This window comes from Salipiger bermudensis, from assembly GCF_020171625.1.
Classification (GTDB): domain Bacteria; phylum Pseudomonadota; class Alphaproteobacteria; order Rhodobacterales; family Rhodobacteraceae; genus Salipiger; species Salipiger bermudensis_B.
In genome coordinates, this window is the sequence record NZ_JAIUZY010000003.1 from 548,563 (window position 1) to 566,888 (window position 18,326).

Annotated in this window: 18 protein-coding genes; all 18 read right to left on the reverse strand. The window is 64.5% G+C overall.

From position 1 onward, the window contains the following. Nucleotides 1-184 precede the first annotated feature (184 nt). The 18 genes from LCM15_RS06175 to LCM15_RS06260 all read right to left on the reverse strand — a co-directional run bounded on the left by LCM15_RS06175 (nt 185) and on the right by LCM15_RS06260 (nt 18,254). Nucleotides 185-385, reverse strand: coding sequence for a hypothetical protein (locus LCM15_RS06175; protein WP_224854350.1), 201 nt, complete (start codon nt 383-385; stop codon nt 185-187). Then, nucleotides 385-1,443 carry a type IV secretion system protein gene (locus tag LCM15_RS06180; RefSeq protein ID WP_224854352.1) on the reverse strand — a complete coding sequence of 353 codons (1,059 nt, stop codon included), beginning with the start codon at nt 1,441-1,443 and terminating at the stop codon, nt 385-387. Before LCM15_RS06180 ends, LCM15_RS06175 begins: the two co-directional genes overlap by 1 nt. Continuing rightward, a complete protein-coding gene (locus LCM15_RS06185; RefSeq protein ID WP_152467008.1) occupies nt 1,443-1,853 on the reverse strand; it encodes a hypothetical protein in 411 nt (136 codons plus the stop codon). Before LCM15_RS06185 ends, LCM15_RS06180 begins: the two co-directional genes overlap by 1 nt. 214 nt (nt 1,854-2,067) lie before the next feature. Beyond that, nucleotides 2,068-3,612 (reverse strand): relaxase/mobilization nuclease domain-containing protein, encoded by a 1,545-nt coding sequence (locus LCM15_RS06190; RefSeq protein WP_224854355.1) that lies wholly within the window; start codon nt 3,610-3,612, stop codon nt 2,068-2,070. Next, nucleotides 3,606-4,046, reverse strand: coding sequence for a plasmid mobilization protein (locus tag LCM15_RS06195; protein ID WP_224854357.1), 441 nt, complete (start codon nt 4,044-4,046; stop codon nt 3,606-3,608). The genes LCM15_RS06190 and LCM15_RS06195 overlap by 7 nt, the downstream gene beginning before the upstream one ends. 19 nt (nt 4,047-4,065) lie before the next feature. Then, a complete protein-coding gene (locus LCM15_RS06200; protein ID WP_224854360.1) occupies nt 4,066-5,157 on the reverse strand; it encodes a helix-turn-helix domain-containing protein in 1,092 nt (363 codons plus the stop codon). Between the two features lie 645 nt (nt 5,158-5,802). Beyond that, nucleotides 5,803-7,119 (reverse strand): aspartate aminotransferase family protein, encoded by a 1,317-nt coding sequence (locus LCM15_RS06205; RefSeq protein ID WP_224854362.1) that lies wholly within the window; start codon nt 7,117-7,119, stop codon nt 5,803-5,805. Nucleotides 7,120-7,142: 23 nt separating this feature from the next. Further along, nucleotides 7,143-8,156 carry a proline racemase family protein gene (locus LCM15_RS06210; RefSeq protein ID WP_224854365.1) on the reverse strand — a complete coding sequence of 338 codons (1,014 nt, stop codon included), beginning with the start codon at nt 8,154-8,156 and terminating at the stop codon, nt 7,143-7,145. 9 nt (nt 8,157-8,165) lie between these two features. Beyond that, a complete protein-coding gene (locus tag LCM15_RS06215) occupies nt 8,166-8,900 on the reverse strand; it encodes an SDR family NAD(P)-dependent oxidoreductase (RefSeq protein ID WP_224854367.1) in 735 nt (244 codons plus the stop codon). 4 nt (nt 8,901-8,904) lie between these two features. Continuing rightward, on the reverse strand, nt 8,905-9,660 hold the full coding sequence (locus LCM15_RS06220; protein WP_224854370.1) for an SDR family NAD(P)-dependent oxidoreductase: 756 nt from the start codon (nt 9,658-9,660) through the stop codon (nt 8,905-8,907). Continuing rightward, a complete protein-coding gene (locus LCM15_RS06225; RefSeq protein ID WP_224854373.1) occupies nt 9,657-11,129 on the reverse strand; it encodes an aldehyde dehydrogenase family protein in 1,473 nt (490 codons plus the stop codon). The genes LCM15_RS06220 and LCM15_RS06225 overlap by 4 nt, the downstream gene beginning before the upstream one ends. An 8-nt stretch (nt 11,130-11,137) precedes the next feature. Next, nucleotides 11,138-11,839, reverse strand: a complete 702-nt coding sequence (locus LCM15_RS06230; protein WP_224854375.1) for an SDR family oxidoreductase — start codon at nt 11,837-11,839, stop codon at nt 11,138-11,140. Nucleotides 11,840-11,849: 10 nt separating this feature from the next. Further along, nucleotides 11,850-13,088, reverse strand: a complete 1,239-nt coding sequence (locus LCM15_RS06235) for an NAD(P)/FAD-dependent oxidoreductase (RefSeq protein ID WP_224854377.1) — start codon at nt 13,086-13,088, stop codon at nt 11,850-11,852. A gap of 53 nt (nt 13,089-13,141) precedes the next feature. Next, nucleotides 13,142-14,032, reverse strand: a complete 891-nt coding sequence (locus LCM15_RS06240) for a dihydrodipicolinate synthase family protein (RefSeq protein WP_224854380.1) — start codon at nt 14,030-14,032, stop codon at nt 13,142-13,144. 88 nt (nt 14,033-14,120) lie between these two features. Next, nucleotides 14,121-14,861 (reverse strand): amino acid ABC transporter ATP-binding protein, encoded by a 741-nt coding sequence (locus tag LCM15_RS06245; RefSeq protein ID WP_318246059.1) that lies wholly within the window; start codon nt 14,859-14,861, stop codon nt 14,121-14,123. Nucleotides 14,862-14,872: 11 nt separating this feature from the next. Further along, nucleotides 14,873-15,958 carry an amino acid ABC transporter permease gene (locus LCM15_RS06250; protein WP_224854382.1) on the reverse strand — a complete coding sequence of 362 codons (1,086 nt, stop codon included), beginning with the start codon at nt 15,956-15,958 and terminating at the stop codon, nt 14,873-14,875. 4 nt (nt 15,959-15,962) lie between these two features. After that, the gene (locus tag LCM15_RS06255; RefSeq protein ID WP_224854385.1) at nt 15,963-17,129 is read right to left on the reverse strand and encodes an amino acid ABC transporter permease; all 1,167 of its coding nucleotides are present in this window, start codon (nt 17,127-17,129) and stop codon (nt 15,963-15,965) included. 87 nt (nt 17,130-17,216) lie between these two features. Next, nucleotides 17,217-18,254, reverse strand: coding sequence for a transporter substrate-binding domain-containing protein (locus LCM15_RS06260; protein WP_224854388.1), 1,038 nt, complete (start codon nt 18,252-18,254; stop codon nt 17,217-17,219). Nucleotides 18,255-18,326 lie beyond the last annotated feature (72 nt).

Below are 18,326 nucleotides of genomic sequence, written 5' to 3' on the forward strand. Positions count from 1 at the left end.
ATCGGCCACCCGCAGGCCATGGTCCAGCGCCAAGCGGCGCACCAGTCGTTCGATCCGTGCGTCTTTGGGTCCATAAAGGACCCAGTCATCCAGGAGGTGACTGTCTGGATGCGCTCTGGCAGGTAGCTCGTCTACGGCTTGGGACTGAACAAATGCACGCAAACGCTGGCGCCGCTTAGCATCGTCACGCATTCTCAACCAAATCGTTCCTTGCATCCATGGTGTCGCCGATCGTCTGTGCCACATTTTGGTTGAGTAAGAGGTGGGGCTGTCTGCCCACCGCGCCCGACGGCGCTCCCCCGAGGATATTTAAGGGAAGATGAAAACGAGCAAAGGCAAAGTACTGCATCCTTTGACGCAGCGCAGTTGCCAGTCGTCGAACCATCACCGTTTCTTCTTCTCATCCGCACTGAGGCGCTCCGCGCGGTCCATCATGCGTTGCATCTTGGCCCCTGTACCGGTTGAGGGGCGGGGATCTGTTGCGGCGGCTGAGGAACGGGTCGCGTCCGCTCCTGGGTTCATCCTCCGGCTTGCATCGCTCTTTGCGTTTGAGGACATTCGGTTCGGCTGCATCGGGCGGGATTGCGGCATCATTCGCCGGACACTGCCTCCAACGGTTGCGGCTGCCCAGCCTGCCTGCAAGTTGCCCGATATCATCGGCACGATGAACGGGATCGCCACGACCATCACAAGCGAAAGTATGACTACAGCCAGAAAGGGGAGCGTCGCTCCAACCTGCTTGACAGAATCCGGCGATCCGATCTGGCCGACCAGCTGGCTCACCAGGCCGAAGACCATCGAGAAGACGCCAGCCATCACGACCGGGTAAAGGGCAAAACTCGCCAGCGAAGACACCCATCGGTGGAAATAGTCCTTCGTCACCGGGAACATCGAGCAGAGGATCATGATGGGCGCGATGCCTATCAGGAATGTCATCATCATTTTTGCCAGGACGAGAACAGCGCCCGCCGCGCCGCCGATTACTGCCAGAAGAGCCATGAAGAAGACTCCCATCACAGCCTTGCTGACCGCCCCCATATGCGATGTGGCCGAGTTGCCGTATTCGGCCAGCCTGTCGAGCTGAAGGTCAAAACGAAGAGCAAAATATCTGGGTCCCGCGAGGTCTACCCCGATTGCCGAGCCGACCAAGCGCCCAGCCAGTTCGTCGAGGCCGTCGATGATATGACCGCTGACGAAGTTAAAATTTGCCCAATTGAACGCGAATGTGTTGATCAAAGCGATCTTGAATGACAAGACCAGCAGCTCTTTCCCGTCCATGGGGCGGATTTGCCATGCCATGTTGATAAACAAAACGATCATCGCGAGGGTCGCGGCCCCGACAACTATCGTGCCGGAGACCTCCGCGACCGCCGCGAACTGCGAGGTAGCCACTTTCTCGAGACCCTCGTCTGCGGCTGATACGATAAAGTTAACGATACCCATCACTCAGGCTCCTGGCACTGAGTACGTAACCGATCCCGAAGATCGGAAATGACAGGGAAATACTCTTCCGCCGACCATGCGATGTGCAGGCTGTCGGTGGCGGTCGGGGCGGCAAAACCCAGCTCCGCGTACTCGTCCTCGATGATCGCCCAGTCGGGCCATAGAGCCTCGCAATCGCAAGAACCGGCCTCCAGCGCCATCTGATGCCGCTTCAAGCTATAGAGGTCGTCCGCTGCCACTGAGCGCCATGAATCTCGAAATGACCGGAAAGTCAGATGTTCCGGTCGCGGGCGGATCGCGCAACCGTAGCGGTCGGTCTCTGCGGATTGGATGGAATTTCTCAACTCGATCTGGTCCGCCATCACCGGATCAGTAGTCAAAGCCAGAAATAAGATAGCTCGATAAATCATACGGTTACTCCCGTCGTTTGTTCGGTGTCGCCTGTCGCTTGTCCGGTGTCGTCTGTTGCGTGTTGACTGTCCGGTATTGAGTGGCCACGGTCGCGTGTCGCGTGTCGCGTGTCGCGTGTCGCGTGTCGCGTGTCCGGTGCTACCTGTCCCCTGTTCAGTGTTACGTGTTGCTTGTGCAGTGTTGCGTGTCCGGGGGGAGAGCTGGATTTGCCCCTCAATGGCGAAGGCCATGCACGTCCTCCTCGATCTCGTCTGTCACCGCGTCCAGAGGCGCTTCTGCGCCTCCAGGGCGAGCGACAGGCTGTCTTTCAGCTTCGACGGTGCCTGCGCGGTGTCGGGGCCATCCTGCATCCAGCCGTTCAAGGCTTCGACCAATGAGAGCTGCGACCTGAGTAAAGCGATCATGGAGCCGCGTAACCCATCCAGCTCCGTCCGCCTGTCCTGCCCAGAGGTGGTCAATTCCTGCGCGGATGCCTTCGAGGCTTCCGTCAACTGCTCGACGTAGCCCAACAATTCGCGTTCGAGTGGCGTCAGACCATCCATCACTCACTCCTCCGGGATCGTCAGACAGTCCACGGGTTCCCCTGCCAGCGAACAGCGTGTCAGCGCCGCGCGACCGCTGCGCGGGATCAGATAGACCGCCTCCGGCCGCTCGATCACCCTGAGCCCCATCGTGTTCAAGTTCGGCGTCAGCCATGTCATGACTGACCAGGTCGAAATCCCGGTGCAGATCATCAGGCAGCAGGCCACCAGCATCGGCCACATCAGAGCCTTCCATTCCGGTCGAGCTGCGTTCGCGCTCTGCCGTAAGAGGTGCTTCCTCACGCGCAGCAGGTAGCCTTCCGTATCGGTCTTGATTGTAGCCAGCGCGTTTTCGGCAATGACCGTCAAATCGGTCCTGAAGTTCTGCAACTGTGTGTCGATCGAGGCGGCGTTCTCTGCCCTGATCCGCTCCATGTCCGCGTTCAGCTTCTCGCTCAGCCGTTGCTTCGGCTCTCCAGTCTTCATGGAAAATCTCTCCTCTCAGGCGAAATCGTTCTTCGGTCTCGGGGTCTTTGACTGTCAGGTAATTCGTGCCCGCGCGGGGCACCTCGAAGCCTGCATCGGTCAGGGCGGCGACCATTCCCGCCCGATCCTCGATCAGCCCCATGGAAATTTGGTCGGCGATCCAGGCATGGAGCCCGTCGCGCCCGGCGGCGCGGTCCGGGGCTTCTGAGACCGGCTTGACCTCGGCCACACGCTCCACGTCCATGGGGTCGGCCCAGCCGTGGGTCTTGTTCATCAGGTCGCGCAGGCTGTCGAAGGCGCGCTCATAGCCGGGCGGGGCGATGTTGAGGCTGCGTCCGCTGTGGAGCTCCATGCGTGGCGTGCAGAAATGCAGCTCGACGCGATCCTCATGGATGTGGCGCACCCAAAGGCAGGCGTAGCGGTCGGCATCGAGCCTGGCGAAGGCGATCTCCTCGAAACGGTCGATCACCTCCTGCTGCTGGTCCTCGGTGGGGGCGTCCTCGCGGGCGAAGCTGACAACGCCGGCGCGATAGGTCCATTTGTGCGGGCAGGCGTCGATCAGGTCGATCATGCCCTGGGGATCGCCGCGCACGACCTCCGGCAGCGGTTCGCGCGTCACGGTCATGGGCTGACCGGACGCATCGCGGATCAGGTCTCGGTTGTCGTCATAGGCGAGCACGGTGCGGGCGGTCAGGTATTCGACCGGCCCCGCGCCGCCGCCTTTGCCGTTGGGGAAGAACTTGATCAGCATCCGGGCGGCCTACGGTGCTGGGCGATGATTTCCGCCAACCGCCGCTCGATACCGACCAGCGCCGCCGCAACTCGCAAGGCCTCGACCTCGCTGGCCCGGCCCGTGCGGGCCGCCGTGTTGAGCCACCGCGCGATCTGGTTGAGGTTGCCGCCATAGCGGGACACAGCCAGAACGAGCGCGGGATCAACACGGGGCGCAGGCTTGCGCCGCCGAGACTGCGTGGCCCACAGGGCCTCCCGCAGAAGCTCGGCGGCTGGCAGACCCGCCGCTTCGGCTTTAGCCCGAAGCGCGGCCTTCTCTTGCGTCGAGCATCGGAAAACGAAGGTTTCCGTGCGCGGCTCTTTTGCGCGGCCTTGGGCCGCGCCGGTGGGGTTCGAAGGGGAGGCTTGCCACCCCTCGCAAGGCCCCGTGTCAGAAGCGTCAGCGTATGACATGGGTCGCCTTGCTCTTTGCCTACCGGTCATGACTGGGCACTCCGCCTGTGAAGTTTCTAAGTTCGGCGATCAGCGCAGTAATCACTGCGTCTCCACGAGTGGTCTTCCGCGCTAGGCCGATGAAAGCCGCAGCTGGATTGCGCACGGCGAAACGCCCCACGCGAACGGAGTTTCGATCTGCGATTAGCAGGCAGAGAACGGCCCTTAGCTCGCCAAGTTGGTCGCGCACCACATCCCACTCCATGCAGGATATGCCGAGCATCTGCGCTCGCTCTCGCGCCGCCAGAAAGATCGTTGGCAAGCTCGGTAGGTAGGTCTCTCCAGCCGCTTCAGCGTAGATTGCGATGACTTCCCGCAAGTCGTCGCCAGCCAACGTGAGAACTTGCGCAGGTGTGATCGTCACGCTGGCTTGCGTTCTACAGATTTCGATCTTCTTTTTCGGATCAGTATCAGGTCGGACCGAACTGTCCGACCGCGCGGTCTCAACTGTCTGACCGGATGCTGGCGAAAACTCGGCAAGAATGACCTGCAGCGCGTCGATGAGCGCATTCATCCGGCCCGCGTCCCTGACCTCAGATGGGCGTAGGCGTGGGAAGGCTTCACGGGCGGCGTTGAGCGCTTCCGGTGCATCCAGGCTCCGGATCTGCCGGATCAGGTCGTTCAACTGGTTCCGATGCTCTTTCAGTCCCTGCGCTGCAACGGATGTCTGCCGGATGCGCGCCAGAAGCTCCGGGGCGCGGTCAATGAGCGGCGCGAAGTTTATCCCGCCCGCCGAGACAATGCGGCCGTCGTCATCGCGTCGTCCGAAGCGCCGGCCATTCGCCGCGCCGGTCCTCAAAACAAGACCGCGCTCTTCGAGCCGGGTCTCAATCCGTGTGATCCTGCGGATGTGGAAGTTCATGCGATCGGCCAAGCCCGCCACGCGTTCCCAAACGGCACAGATGCGACCGGGAAGGAAGTCCTCTGCGCGGACGAGCCTGAACAGGCTGCGCATATAGGCCAGATCCTCGTCGCGCAGGCCCAGCTCCGTACGCAGCTTGGCGAGCATGTCGAGCAGCTCAAACGGCTTAACGCCTGCGGGCAGGCCGGAATGGGTCAGCGTGGTGCTCATGCCGCCCTCCCGATGCTTGCGAGAGGGGACAAGACGCGGTACGCTGTGGGTAGACCTACTTTTGAATTGCCGTCGGTGGAAGTTGCAGCTTCCCCGGCGGTTTTTCTTCGCCAGCAGAACGGTGGAAATAGGTTTACATCTGACCGGTAAGTCCCTGATCTTTCACCGTGAACAAACAGCGCGCGTTTACAGAAAAAACCAGTAAATTCAATACATCCAGACGGATTGCAAATCCGTGTACACCGGTTCGATTCCGGTACTCGCCTCCATTTATTTCCAAGCACTTGCGTCACCCTGCTTGGTCTCTTCCCTGAAATCTGAAAATCCGTTGGAGTTTTCCCGCTCCGGGCGTGCTCCGGTCCAGTCTGTTTTCGGTGCTTTGTGCCCGCGTCACCAACTCACGTTGACGCACACTCCCACCGTATGTCCTGAATTTCTCGGCATCAGAATGACCGGTGGCAGCGTCCAGCATATCCCGGTCGCAGCCAGCACGATAAAGCGCGATTTTTGCGTCCTTGCTCAGGCCAGAAGTCGCATGATTTGACGTCGCGAGATGCCGGTTCGCGACCGGCGGACGGCCCTGACCACCCTCGGCGCCCCCCCACCGGCCAGCCTGACCGGCGGGGAGGTGTGTCTGCCGATCAATCAGTCCAGTGAATTCAGCACGTCGCGCAGGGTGTCGACCAGCTGCGCGATCTGATCGCGGGAGATGATGAGCGGGGGCGACATGGCGATGATGTCACCCGTCGTGCGGATCAGGATGCCCTTGTCGTAGGCCTTGAGAAACGCATCGAACGCGCGCTTCGTCGGGTGCCCGGCAATCGGCTCCAACTCGACCGCGCCGATCAGCCCCTCGTTGCGGATGTCGATGACGTGACGCGCGTCTGACAGGCTGTGCAGGGCCTCTTCCCAATAGGGCGCCAGCTCGGCGCAACGCTCGAAGAGGCCTTCGTCGCGGTAGGTGTCGAGCGTGGCAATGCCGGCCGCCGCGGCGATCGGGTTGCCGGAGTAGGTGTAGCCATGGAACAGCTCGATCAGATGCTCGGGCCCTTGCATGAAGGCATCGTGGATCGCGCCGGAGGCAAACACGGCGCCCATCGGGATCACGCCATTGGTCAGCCCCTTGGCCGTGGTCATCATATCGGGCGTCACGCCGTAGTGCTGGGCGGCAAAGGCGCTGCCGAGACGGCCGAAGCCGGTGATGACCTCGTCGAAGATCAGCAGGATGCCGTGCTTCGCGGTGATCTCGCGCAGGCGCTGCAGATAGCCCTTGGGCGGCAGCAGCACGCCCGTCGAACCGGCCATGGGCTCGACGATCACTGCGGCGATCGTCTCGGCCCCGTGCAGCGCGATGATGCGCTCCAGCTCGTCCGCCAGATGGGCGCCATGCTCCGGCTGGCCCCGGGTCATGCGGTTTTCCTGGATATGCGTGTGCGGCAGATGATCGACGCCGGTCAGGAGCGACCCGAAGACCTTGCGGTTGTTGACGATCCCGCCGACCGAGATGCCGCCGAAATTGACCCCGTGGTATCCGCGCTCCCGCCCGATCAGGCGGGTGCGCTGCCCCTCGCCGCGCGCCCGGTGATAGGCCAGCGCGATCTTCAGCGCCGTCTCGACGGACTCGGAGCCGGAGTTGGTGTAGAACACGTGGTCGATGCCGTCCGGCGCAAGGTCGACCAGCCGGTTTGCCAACTCGAAGGCCAGCGGGTGGCACATCTGGAAGGCCGGCGCATAGTCAAGTTCGGCGACCTGCCGCTGCACCGCCTCGGTGATCTTCGGGCGGCAATGGCCGGCGTTGCAGCACCACAGGCCAGCGGTGCCATCCAGCACCTGGCGGCCATCGGAGGTGGTGTAATGCATGTCCTTGGCGGCGGTGAACATGCGCGGATTGGCCTTGAACTGGCGGTTTGCCGTGAACGGCATCCAGAAGGCGTTCAGATCGTTTGGTTTTGCGTCGAGCATCTTGGTCTCCTGAAGAACGGGCGTCAGCCGCCCCATGTGTCCGAAAGCGTGAACCCCTGCGGAAACGGGTCGGAGGGGTCGAGCCCGATCTGCGTCATGCCGTAGATCCAGCACTGGCCGGAGATCCGGTTGCGGGTGGCGGCATAGGGGCCGACCTCGGTGGCCCCGAGGAACTCGGTCCGGAATTCGCCGCCGATGATCGACCGCGACACGATCACGTCGCCCGGGCTGACGCGGCCATGGGCGCTCTGCACGGCCATGTTGGCGTTCGAGCCGGTGCCGCAGGGCGAGCGGTCGGCGCGGCCCGGGCGGAGCGTCGTGCAGGTGCGCAGCGCTCCGTCGGGGTCGGTGTCGCGGAACATGACATAGGCCAGCCCGCTCAGCGCCGGGATCGTCGGATGCGGGGCGGGTTCCTGTTCGGCGATGCGGTTGCGCAGCGCCACGCCGACGGTTGCCAAGGCGCGGGCGTTTTCCGGGGCGATGGTCAAGCCGACCTGCGTCACGTTCACGAGCGCATAGAAGACCCCGCCGAAACAGAGGTCGTAGCCGACGGTGCCATGCTCGGGCGTGTCGATCCGTCCGGTTTTGGCCAGAAACGACGCGGGCATGTCCAACGCCACCTGCGTGACCTTGCCGGCCTCGCAGCGGGCCACCGCACGCACCAGCCCTGCGGCGGTGTCGAAGGTGACGACGGTCTCCGGCTCAACCATCGGAATCATGCCGGTTTCCAGCAGGGCGGTCGTGGCGCACATGGCGTTCGAGCCGGACATGGCATGGGCCTGATCCGGCTGAAGAATGATCAGCCCCACATCCGCCGCCGGATCGCAGGCCGGCGTCAGCAGGCAGAACGACCCGGCCGGGCCGGAGCGCGGCTCCGAGCACAGGAAGCGCCGCAGGCTGTCGTCCACCGTGTTCAGATGCAGCAGCTTCTCGGCCATGGTGGCACCGGGCACGTTCAGCACGCCCCCGGTGATCACGCGGCCAATCTCGCCCGCGCAGTGCACGTCCACGGTTTGCAGGGTTCGGGTCCAACGCATGTCGCTCTCCTATGCCACGGCCTGGGCGCCGGTGATCTCGACCACCGAGCCGCACAGATAGCCTGCCTCGTCGCTGGCCAGAAAGGCCACCAGCGCGGCGATTTCGTCGGGCTCGCCGATCCGGCCATAGGGCACCAGACGATTGAGATCGTCGAGGCTGCGACCCGACCGCGCGAGGTTGCTCTCGAGCATGGGCGTGCGGACTTCACCGGGGGCAACCGCATTGACCCGGATCCTGTCGGGCGCGTAATCGCGCGCGAGATTCTGGGTGAAGGCCACGACCGCCGCCTTGGTGGTGTTGTAGGCGATATGGCCCGGCGCCGGGTGCAGGCCCCACTGGCTGGCGGTGTTGACGATGGCCCCACCACCCTGTGCCTGCATCTGCGGAATGACGGCCTGGCACATGTGAAACAGCGCGTCGACATTGACCGCGAACGAGGCCTGCCAGTCGTCGTCTGTCAGCTCCATCAGCGCGCCGCGCCGCATCAGGCCGGCATTGTTGCACAGCACGTGGATGCCGCCCGCCGCGATGCCGTCGACGAAGTCGCGAATGGCGGAGGGGTCCGTCAGATCGACGTCATGCGCCGTGCCGCCGATCTCATGCGCGAGGCCTTCCGCCGCGTCGCCGTTCATGTCCACGACGCGCACCAGCGCGCCCTCCGCGGCCAGCCGCCGGCAGATCGCAGAGCCAATGCCCCCGGCTCCGCCGGTCACGATGGCCACCTTGTCCTTGAAACGCATCATCGCCTCACCTCATCTGGCTCGCGCCGTTCACGTCCAGCACCGCCGCCGAGAGCGACACCTGCGAAGGCCTCAGGACGAACCCGACAAGCTCCGCGATCTCGTCGGCCTCCGCCATGCGGCCGACCGGAATGCCCGCCAGCGCCGCGGCGGCCCCGTGCTGTGCCACATAGGCGTCGGACATCGCGGTCCTGACCCAGCCCGGCGCGATGGCGACGGCCTGGATGTTGTCCGGACCGAAGCCGCGCGCAATGCTCTGCGTCAGGTTGATGAGCGCCGCCTTGGTCGCACCGTAGGACATCGCCTCGGCCCGGTAGCCCCCCTGCCCTGCGCGCGAGGCGATATTGACGATCCGGCCTCCGCCATGGCTGCGGAAATGGCCGATGGCCGCGCGGCACAGGTCCGCCGCCGCAATCAGGTTGAGCTGAATGTCGGAGGCCCAGACCCTGTGCCAGTCGTTCAGCGCATCTTCGACGGAAGAGGCCGTCAACTGCCCCGCATTGTTCACCAGCGCGTCGAGGCGGCCCATCTTTGCCTCGGCCTCCTGCCACAGGGCCGTCGGCCCATCGGGCGTCGACAGATCGGCCTGAATGGCAATGGCCTCGCCCAGTTCGGAGGCCAGCGTCCGCGCGGCATCGCCGCTGCGCGCATAGTGCAGCACCACGCGCGCCCCATCCTGCGAAAGCTGACGGGCGATGGCGCGACCGATGGAGCCGGTCGCGCCTGTCACCAGCACGCATCTGCCCGACAGCGGCTTCGTCATTCCTTGATGTACCAGCCCCAGGGGCGATGCGCGTCCCAGGTCGTGATCTGCTTGGTCTCGAGGTAGTTGTTCAGACCCCATTCCCCCAGTTCACGGCCGAAACCCGACTGCTTGTAGCCGCCCCAGGGCGCCTCGGTGAAGGTCGGCTGCGAGCAGTTGATCCAGACGATCCCGGCGCGGAAGGCACGCGCGACACGCTCGGCCCGCTCAAGATCCTTGGACATGACCGCAGCGCCGAGGCCGAAGCGGGTGTCATTGGCGAGGCGGATGGCCTCGTCCTCGCTCTTGAAGGGTTTCACGCAGACCACCGGGCCAAAGATCTCCTCGGTCCAGATCGTGGCATCCTCCGGCACGTCGGCGAAGATCGTCGGCTCGACATAGCAGCCGTCTTCGAGACCTGCGGGAATGCCGCCACCGGACACGAGACGCGCCTCGCGCTTGCCGGTTTCGATCCAGTCCAGCACCTTTTCCTGCTGGGACTTGCTGACCAGCGGCCCAAGCAGGACGCCCTCGTCAAGCCCGTGCCCGATCTTGATCTTGCGAGCCTCTGCCACCAGCCGCTCCATCACCGCCTCATAAGCGCTGTCCTCGATCAGCACGCGGGATGTGGCGGAACAGACCTCGCCCTGGTTCCAGAAGATGCCGAAGAGGATCCACTCCACCGCTTCCTCGACCGGGGTATCGGCGAAGACGACCAGCGGGGACTTTCCGCCCAGCTCCAGCGACACCGCCTTGATGTCGCGGGCGGCGGTGGCCATGATCCGCGATCCGGTCGGCACAGAGCCGGTAAACGCCAGCTTGTCCACGAGCGGATGCTCGGTCAGCGGCTGCCCGGCTTCGGGGCCAAAGCCCGTGACGATGTTCAGCACGCCCGCCGGCAGGCCGGCCTCATTGGCGATCTCGCCCAGTTCCAGCGCCGTGACCGAGGTCAGCTCCGACGGCTTCAGGACCATGCAGCAGCCCGCCGCCAGCGCCGGGGCCACCTTCCACGAGGCCATCAGCAGCGGAAAGTTCCACGGGATGATCGCCCCGGCCACGCCGATGGGTTCCTTCACCGCCTTGGAGGTGAAGCCCTCCATGCCCAGCGGCACGTTCTGCTCGTGACCGTCGAGCCCCTCGGCCAGGTCGGCGTAGAAGTGGAACACCCCGGCGGTGTCCTCGATGTCCCAGACCGCTTCGGGCAGCGGCTTGCCGTTGTCCTGCACCTCGATCCGGGCCAGCGCATCGGTGCGTGCGGCGATCAGGTCGCCCATCCTGCGCAGGCAGGCGGCGCGCTCGGCGCCGCTCATGCGCGTCCACGGCCCTTCGTCAAAGGCGCGGCGGGCGGCCTTGACCGCCTTGTCGATATCCTCTGCACCGCCGCGCGGCACCTGGTGGAACACCGAATTGTTCGACGGATCGACCGCATCGAAGGTCTTGCCGCCGGTCGGCGCGACATAGGCGCCGTCGATGAAAATCTGGGTCTTCATGGGAAACCTCACATGTGCCGGGTCACGCCGCCATCGACGCGCAGGGATTGGCCGGTGATGTAGCTGCTGTCATCGGTGAGCAGGAAGGCCGCGACCTTGCCCTGCTCCTCGGCCCGGGCAAGGCGGCCCAGGGCCGACATGTCGGCGTATTTCTGCGGCAGGTCGAGACTGTCGGTAAAGCCGGGCAGCAGGCAGTTCATGCGGATGTTGGCCGGGCCGTAGCGATCGGAATAGAGCTTGGTGAAGGACGACACACCGGCGCGGTAGACCGAGGAGGTCGGAAAGATCAGCGACGGCTCGAACGCGGAGAAGGTGGTGATGTTCACGATCGACCCGCCGCCCTGCGCCTCCATCACCGGCGTCAGCAGCTTGGCCATGCGCAGGACCGGCTTGATCACCATCTCGTTGGCGCGGTCCCAATCCTCTTCGGCGATGTCGAGCAGGTCGCCCTTGGGCGGGCCGCCCACGTGGATCAGGCAGGCATCGATGCGGCCATAGGTGGACATCGCCAGATCGAACACCGCCTGCGTATCCGCCGCCGTCTCGGCGCGACCACGGTGGGCGACAGCGCCCAGTTCGGCGGCCAGGGTCTCGCAGCTCTCCGACGGCGACATCAGCGTCAGCTTGTAGCCGCGCGCGTGCATTTCACGGGCTGTCGCGGCGCCCATGCCGCTGCCGCCGCCGATGATGAGGCATGTTTTCTCGGTCATAGCGCTCTCCTTAGAAACGATTGATACGATAGGGATGCAGATCGAGCTCGGGCCGGTCGCCCGCGATCAGCTGCCCCATGAGTTTTGCCGTCGTCGCGGCATAGGTCAGACCCAGATGGCCGTGCCCCGTGGCGTAGAAGACGCCCGGCGTTTTGGCGCTGGCGGACATCACGGGAACGGTGTCGGCCATGGCCGGGCGGTGCCCCATCCACTCGGTGCTGTTCTTGACCCGCAGTCCGGGCAGCGCCTCTTTCGCGCGGCGCACGGTGATCTTCGAGCGCCGCCAGTCGGGCGGCGTGTCGAGGCCCGCCATCTCCACGGTGCCGCCGATGCGCAGGCCGCCCGCCGTCGGTGAGACCATGAACGCCTTGGCAGGCCAGATGATCGAATGATTCAGGCTGACGCCCGGGTCCATGATCTGCGTGTGGTAGCCGCGCTCGGTTTCCAGCGGGATCGGCTCTCCCAGCTGCTTCGCCATGCGCGCGGTAAACGCCCCCGCGGCCAGCACGGCCTCCTGACACTCGAGCCGCCGACCATCCGCCAGCCGCACGGCCTCAATCCGATCGGAGCGGTCAAAGCCCACGACCGCGGCGCGCTCGACTTTGCCGCCCGCCGCCTCGAACCTCGCGACCAGTTCGGTCACGATGCGGAACGGATCGCGCACGGTGCGGTTGTCGGGCAGCAGCAGCGCCTTGGTGATCCGCCCGTCGATCTCGGGTTCCAGATCGTGCAACTGGTTGTGCCCGAGCACCTCGTAGTCAAAGCCGAACCGGTCGAGCATCTCGATCCGCTCGCGATCCGCCGCGAACTCGGTCTCGTCGGCATAAAGCGAGAGGCAGCCGGTGTCGGACAGGTGATCCGACAGGCCCAGGTCGCGCAGCATCTCCTGCGTGTCCGCCAGGGCCCGCGAACACAGCGCCGCGCCCTGCGCTTCCAGCTCGCGCAACTTCGACGGGCGCGAGGCCAGAAGGAAGCGCCAGAACCACGGGATCAGGCGCGGCATATGCGCCGGGCGCACGCAGATCGGCCCTTCGGGATCCAGCAGCCAGCCGGGGATCTGCCGCCAGACGGAAGGGCGCGAGGCCGGCATGAACTCGGTCACGGCGATCGACGCCATGTTGCCATAGCTGGCGCCGCGCCCCGGCGCCTCCCGGTCGATCAGGATCACGCGGCGTCCGCGCCGCTGAAGCTCCAAAGCTATGGCCGCGCCGATGACGCCGGCGCCGATCACGAGTGTGGGTTTGGTCATGGTCGACCCCTTGAGGACTGTGGGGCGCGAAACGCCGCGCCCCCCGAAGGTGCTCACATGGCGAGGATGGGCGCCATCGCCTCCTTGAACTCGGCCTTCTCGGCCTCGGTCAGCGGGCCGAGCGGCGCGCGGCATTCGCCCACGGGCATGCCCTGAAGCTCGGCGCCGTACTTGATCTTTTGCACGAATTTGCCGGATTCGAGGATGTTCATGGCGCGGTAGAGCTTCGTCATCAGCGCCTTCGCGGCCACCAGATCACCGGCCTTGTAGAGGCGATCCAGCTCGCAGCAGGCCTTGGCCATGCAGTTGGACGGACCGCAGATCCAGGATTCCGCGCCCCAGAACATGAAGTCCAGCGCGATGTCATCCGAGCCTGAGATCAGCTGAATCTTGCCCTCGTAGCGCGACATGATGTCGATGGCGCGTTGCAGAACGCCGGAGGATTCCTTGATCCCGATGACACGCGGGTTGTCGGCGAAGTGATCCATCAGCTCGAACGAGATGTCGTCGCCGTCCTTCGCCGGGTAGCTGTAGAGCACGAGGTTCACGTCGACCTCGGCCAGCACCGTCTCGTAGTGCTTGATCAGCTCGTCCTGCGTCGGGCGGGTGTAGAAGGGCGGCGCGAGCAGCACGTTGTCATAGCCGATCTCCTTGGCCATCGCGGTCTGCTCGATCACCTCGCGCGTGGCGGGCGCGTTGGTGCCCGCGATCAGGATCTCGTCGTCATTGGCGAAGTCCTTGACGAATTGCAGAACCGCGCGGCGCTCTTCGGTGGTCTGGCTGAAATATTCCCCGGTGGAGCCGTTGGGCACCCAGCCGGTAACGCCGCTGTCGCGGAAATGGGTCAGCAGCTTGCCGAACGCGTCGAAGTCGATCTTGTTGTCAGCATCGAAGGGCGTGACCAGTGCAGGCATGACGCCCGAGAGTTTGACGTTGTAGCTCATGGAGTTGTCCTTTTCTTGGCAGGAAGGTCGCCGCGCCGTTCGACAGTCCGGAAGGCGTTGCCCGGGCGCAGGTGGTTGGTGTTCCGGGTCAGTGACCGACGATCTGGCTCAGGAAGGCCTTGGTGCGGTCGTTCTGCGGGTTGTCGAAGAACTGGTCGGGCGGGCCCTGCTCGATGATCCGCCCCTCGGCCATGAAGATCACCCGGTCCGCGACCCGCCGCGCAAAGCCCATCTCGTGGGTCACGCAGACCATCGTCATGCCTTCCTCGGCGAGGCCCACCATCACGTCGAGCACCTCGGAGATCATCTCGGGATCCAGCGCCGAGGTCGGCTCGTCGAACAACATGATCTGCGGCGACATGCACAGCGCCCGGGCAATCGCCACGCGCTGCTGCTGGCCGCCCGACAATTCGCCGGGGTACTTGTGCGCCTGCTCGGGGATCTTCACCCGCTCGAGCAGGCGCATGGCGGTCTTTTCCGCCTCGGCCCGGTTCAGGCGACCGGACAGAACGGGCGCCAGCGTGCAGTTTTCCAGCACCGTCATGTGGGGGAACAGGTTGAAGTTCTGGAACACCATGCCCGCATCGCGGCGGATTTCGTCGATATGATCGAGATTGTCGTCCAGCGGCGTGCCGTTGACCTCGATCTCCCCGGCCTGATGCTCCTCCAGCCGGTTGATGCAGCGGATCAGCGTCGACTTGCCAGAGCCCGAGGGGCCGCAGATCACCACCTTTTCGCCGCGGGCGATTTCGAGATCCACGTCGTGCAGCGCGTGGAAGGTGCCATAGAACTTGTTCATGGCAGAGATACGGATGGCGGGTTCGCTCATTTCAGGGCTCCTCAGCGGGTCCCGACGCGCAGGCGGCGCTCGAGATAGGCGCCGTAGCGCGACAGGGAAAAGACGAAGACGAAGAAGATCAGCCCGACGAAGACGTACATCTCGATGGTGGCGAAGTTCCACTCGGCGGTGCCGGAGGCCGCCCGGCCCGACGCCATCACATCGAAGAAGCCGATGATCGTGACCAGCGAGGTTTCCTTGAAGGTGATGACGATCTGATTGATCGTCGGAGGCAGGGCGTTGCGGAAAGCCTGCGGCAGGATGATGTAGCCGATGCGCTGCCAGTAGGTCATGCCGAGCGCCTTGGCGGCCTCTTCCTGCCCGTTGGGCAGGGCCTGCATCCCGCCCCGGATGATCTCGGCCTGGTAGCAGGCAAAAAACAGCGCGTAGCCTGCGATGACCCGGTAGAGCTTGTCCCCGATGGCCCAGCCCGGCAGCACGAAGGGCAGGACGATGGCAAAGGTGAACATGATCGACAGCAGCGGCAGCGAGCGGATCGTGTCGATCACCAGCGCCATGGTGTTCGCGATCCACGGCAGCTCGGACCGGCGCAGCAGGGCGAAGACGATCGCCAGCGGCATCCCCAGCAGGACCACGGCGGCAAAGATGAACACCGTGAGCGCAAGACCGCCCCAGTTCTGCTCGGTCACCTCGGGCAGGCCGAACAGGCCGCCGCGCATCAGGATATAGAAGGCGGCGAAGCCTGCGACCCACAGCACCGGCAGCCGGCGCGGCGACCAGAACCACGGCACGCAGGACAGGATCGCCACGATCACCATGATCGCGCAGGCCAGCCCCGAGCGCCATTGCTCCTCGAACGGATAGAGACCGAACAGCACGATGCGCCAGCGGGCCGACACGACGGACCAGCAGGCCCCGCCATGCATGTTCTCGCGGCAGACATCGCCCTGCCCTGCGCCGAAGGTCGCGTTGACCAGCGCCCAGTTGACCAGGGACCACCCCAGCCAGATCGCAATCGCTGCGAAGACGAGGCTGACGATGGTATCGCGCCGGGTGGAGAAGTACCGGCCCTTGATGGCCTCCGCAAACGACGGCTGCGGGACGGAGGCGGGGATCACGTGGGTCATGCGCTCAGATCCTCAGCTGGGTGCCCTTGAGCTTGATCGCGTCGTTCACGCGATTGAGCACAAAGGAAATCGTGTAGTTGATGGCCAAAAACCCACCCATCAGGATCGCGATCAGCTCAAGGGTCTGGCCGCTCTGGTTGATGGCGGTGGAGATCACCATGAAGAAATCGGTGAAGCTGATGGCGATGCCGATCGTGGTCGCTTTGAACAGCCAGACGTACTGGTTGATCAGCGTCGGCATGACGATCCGAAGGGCCAGCGGCATGCGGATGCGGCTGAAGATCTGCCAAGACGTCAGGCCCAGTGCGTGCCCGGCCTCGGTCTGGCCGCGCGGCACGGCGTTGAAGCCAGCGCGCACGATCTCGGCGATATAGGCGGCCCCGTAGATGGCGATGGCAATCACGCAGGCCATGAGTTCCGGTGAGACGCGGATGCCTTCCTTGTAGTTCAGGCCTCTTTGCTCCGGGATGTTGGCCAGCGGCGTGTCGGGGATGCGGCCAAGCCACAGGCACAGCACGGCGGCGACCCCGGCGACGGCCCACAGCAGCAGGCGCTCCTTGCGCGCCTGCGCCGCCGGGACCCTGGACCAGCGTCCGTTGCGCAGCCAGAGGAGCGCGGCCAAGGCCGCCGCAAGACCGCAGACCGCGAGGACCACGGACCCGCCGGTCACGTTCAGACCCGGCAGGTAGATGCCGCGCCCGGTAAAGGCGAAGACCCCCAGAACGGGTGCGGTATCGCGCGGGGCGGGCAAGCCCAGCAGCACCGTGTACCAGAAGAGTAGTTGCAGGATCAGCGGCACGTTCCGGAACACCTCGACGAAGCAGGTGCCCATCAGCTCGGCCATGCCGTTGCCGGATGTCCGCATCACGCCGACGGCGATCCCCACCACGGTGGCGACCGGCAGGGCCAGCGCGCCGAGGAAGAGCGAGTTGAGGATGCCGACGAGGATGGCCTTCCAGTAGGGTGACGAGGTCGAATACTCGATCAGCGAAAAGCTGATGCGCCAGCCTGTCGAGCGCTCCAGAAAACCGAAGCCGGACGTCATGCCCTGCGCGTCGAGGTTCGCCTTGCCGACCACGACGAAGGCGATCACTACCGCGACGATCGCTCCCACGAAAGCCACCTGATAGCCTGTATCGCGGACACGCTTGTCCTTCAGGAAAGACGCCATTGTGCTTTTCCTCGACTGGTTTCGCATGGGAAGGGGTCAATGTGTCGTCCCGGCCGGGACGGGGTGCGGCCGGGACGCGGGGCGTGTTCAGTCCACGATGAAGGGGTAGAAGACGCCGCCGTCGTTATAGAGCGCGTTGATGCCGCGCGGCAGGTCGTAGGGCGAGCCGGAGCCGATGTTGCGATCGTAGATTTCGGCCATGTTGCCGACCTCCTTTATCATGTTGTAGGCCCACTCGTTGTCCAGCCCGAGGCGATCGCCGTAACCCGGCGTGTTGCCGAGGAACTTGGCGATGGTCTCAGACGGCGGGTTTTCCTTGAACTCGTCGATGTTCTCCGAGGTGATGCCTTCCATCTCGGCGAACCACAGCGAGGACAGCATCCAGTTCTGCACGTCGAGCCAGTCCGCGTCGCCCTCGGGCACGATGATGCCCTCGGCTTCGAGCGCGATGACGTCGGGCAGGATCACGTGGTTGTCGGCGCCGTCCGGCGCATCGACCCGGCCCGCGGCAAGGCTCGGCGCCCATTCTACCAGCGCGTCGCAGCGGCCTTCGTAATAGGCGTTCCGCAGTTCGTCGCCGTTCTCGAAGGTCAGCAGTTCGGCTTCGATGTCCTTGGTTTCGAGGTAGGTGGCGGTGGCGCGCTCGGTGGAGGTCCCGGCGCCGACGCAGAGCGTGCCGCCATCGAGGTCGGCGACGCTCTCCGCGCCCAGATCCGCCTTCGACATCGCCTGGAAGGCGCCGATGAAATACGGGGTCGAGTAGGCGAGGTTGAGCTCGGTATCGCGGCTTTGCGTCCAGCCCGACACCTTGATGACGACGTCGATATCGCCCGATTGCAGGGCCGGCCAGCGCTGCGCCCAGCTGATCGGAACGATTTCGAGGTGGCCGTCGGACTGACCGAACAGACCTGCGCTCAGGGCGCGGCAGAGATCGATGTCGACGCCCTTCCAGGTCCCCTGGTCGTCCACTTCGGCAAAGCCGAGGAAAGAGCCGTTGTGACCCGAACACAAGAGAGAACCGCGTTCCAGAACCGTGTTCAGACGGCTGCCTTCCGCGACCTGAGCATGAGCAGAAACGCCGGTCAGCATGGTCGTGGCCATCAGGCCCAGTGCAAATTTTCTCATATTGTTTTCCCTGTTGTCGACATAATGTCTGCACGGAAGCTTGTCGCCACGCTGTCGACATGTCAATACTTT

What these genes read in the sequence shown, in the direction of transcription:
- LCM15_RS06245 (WP_318246059.1), bottom strand. Translation starts at nt 14,861, where the DNA reads ATGAGCGAACCCGCCATCCGTATCTCTGCCATGAACAAGTTCTATGGC.
- LCM15_RS06210 (WP_224854365.1), bottom strand. Translation starts at nt 8,156, where the DNA reads ATGCGTTGGACCCGAACCCTGCAAACCGTGGACGTGCACTGCGCGGGC.
- LCM15_RS06190 (WP_224854355.1), bottom strand. Translation starts at nt 3,612, where the DNA reads ATGCTGATCAAGTTCTTCCCCAACGGCAAAGGCGGCGGCGCGGGGCCG.
- LCM15_RS06240 (WP_224854380.1), bottom strand. Translation starts at nt 14,032, where the DNA reads ATGAGCTACAACGTCAAACTCTCGGGCGTCATGCCTGCACTGGTCACG.
- LCM15_RS06230 (WP_224854375.1), bottom strand. Translation starts at nt 11,839, where the DNA reads ATGACCGAGAAAACATGCCTCATCATCGGCGGCGGCAGCGGCATGGGC.
- LCM15_RS06225 (WP_224854373.1), bottom strand. Translation starts at nt 11,129, where the DNA reads ATGAAGACCCAGATTTTCATCGACGGCGCCTATGTCGCGCCGACCGGC.
- LCM15_RS06205 (WP_224854362.1), bottom strand. Translation starts at nt 7,119, where the DNA reads ATGCTCGACGCAAAACCAAACGATCTGAACGCCTTCTGGATGCCGTTC.
- LCM15_RS06200 (WP_224854360.1), bottom strand. Translation starts at nt 5,157, where the DNA reads ATGAGCACCACGCTGACCCATTCCGGCCTGCCCGCAGGCGTTAAGCCG.
- LCM15_RS06215 (WP_224854367.1), bottom strand. Translation starts at nt 8,900, where the DNA reads ATGATGCGTTTCAAGGACAAGGTGGCCATCGTGACCGGCGGAGCCGGG.
- LCM15_RS06220 (WP_224854370.1), bottom strand. Translation starts at nt 9,660, where the DNA reads ATGACGAAGCCGCTGTCGGGCAGATGCGTGCTGGTGACAGGCGCGACC.
- LCM15_RS06175 (WP_224854350.1), bottom strand. Translation starts at nt 385, where the DNA reads ATGGTTCGACGACTGGCAACTGCGCTGCGTCAAAGGATGCAGTACTTT.
- LCM15_RS06235 (WP_224854377.1), bottom strand. Translation starts at nt 13,088, where the DNA reads ATGACCAAACCCACACTCGTGATCGGCGCCGGCGTCATCGGCGCGGCC.
- LCM15_RS06260 (WP_224854388.1), bottom strand. Translation starts at nt 18,254, where the DNA reads ATGAGAAAATTTGCACTGGGCCTGATGGCCACGACCATGCTGACCGGC.
- LCM15_RS06180 (WP_224854352.1), bottom strand. Translation starts at nt 1,443, where the DNA reads ATGGGTATCGTTAACTTTATCGTATCAGCCGCAGACGAGGGTCTCGAG.
- LCM15_RS06250 (WP_224854382.1), bottom strand. Translation starts at nt 15,958, where the DNA reads ATGACCCACGTGATCCCCGCCTCCGTCCCGCAGCCGTCGTTTGCGGAG.
- LCM15_RS06185 (WP_152467008.1), bottom strand. Translation starts at nt 1,853, where the DNA reads ATGATTTATCGAGCTATCTTATTTCTGGCTTTGACTACTGATCCGGTG.
- LCM15_RS06195 (WP_224854357.1), bottom strand. Translation starts at nt 4,046, where the DNA reads ATGTCATACGCTGACGCTTCTGACACGGGGCCTTGCGAGGGGTGGCAA.
- LCM15_RS06255 (WP_224854385.1), bottom strand. Translation starts at nt 17,129, where the DNA reads ATGGCGTCTTTCCTGAAGGACAAGCGTGTCCGCGATACAGGCTATCAG.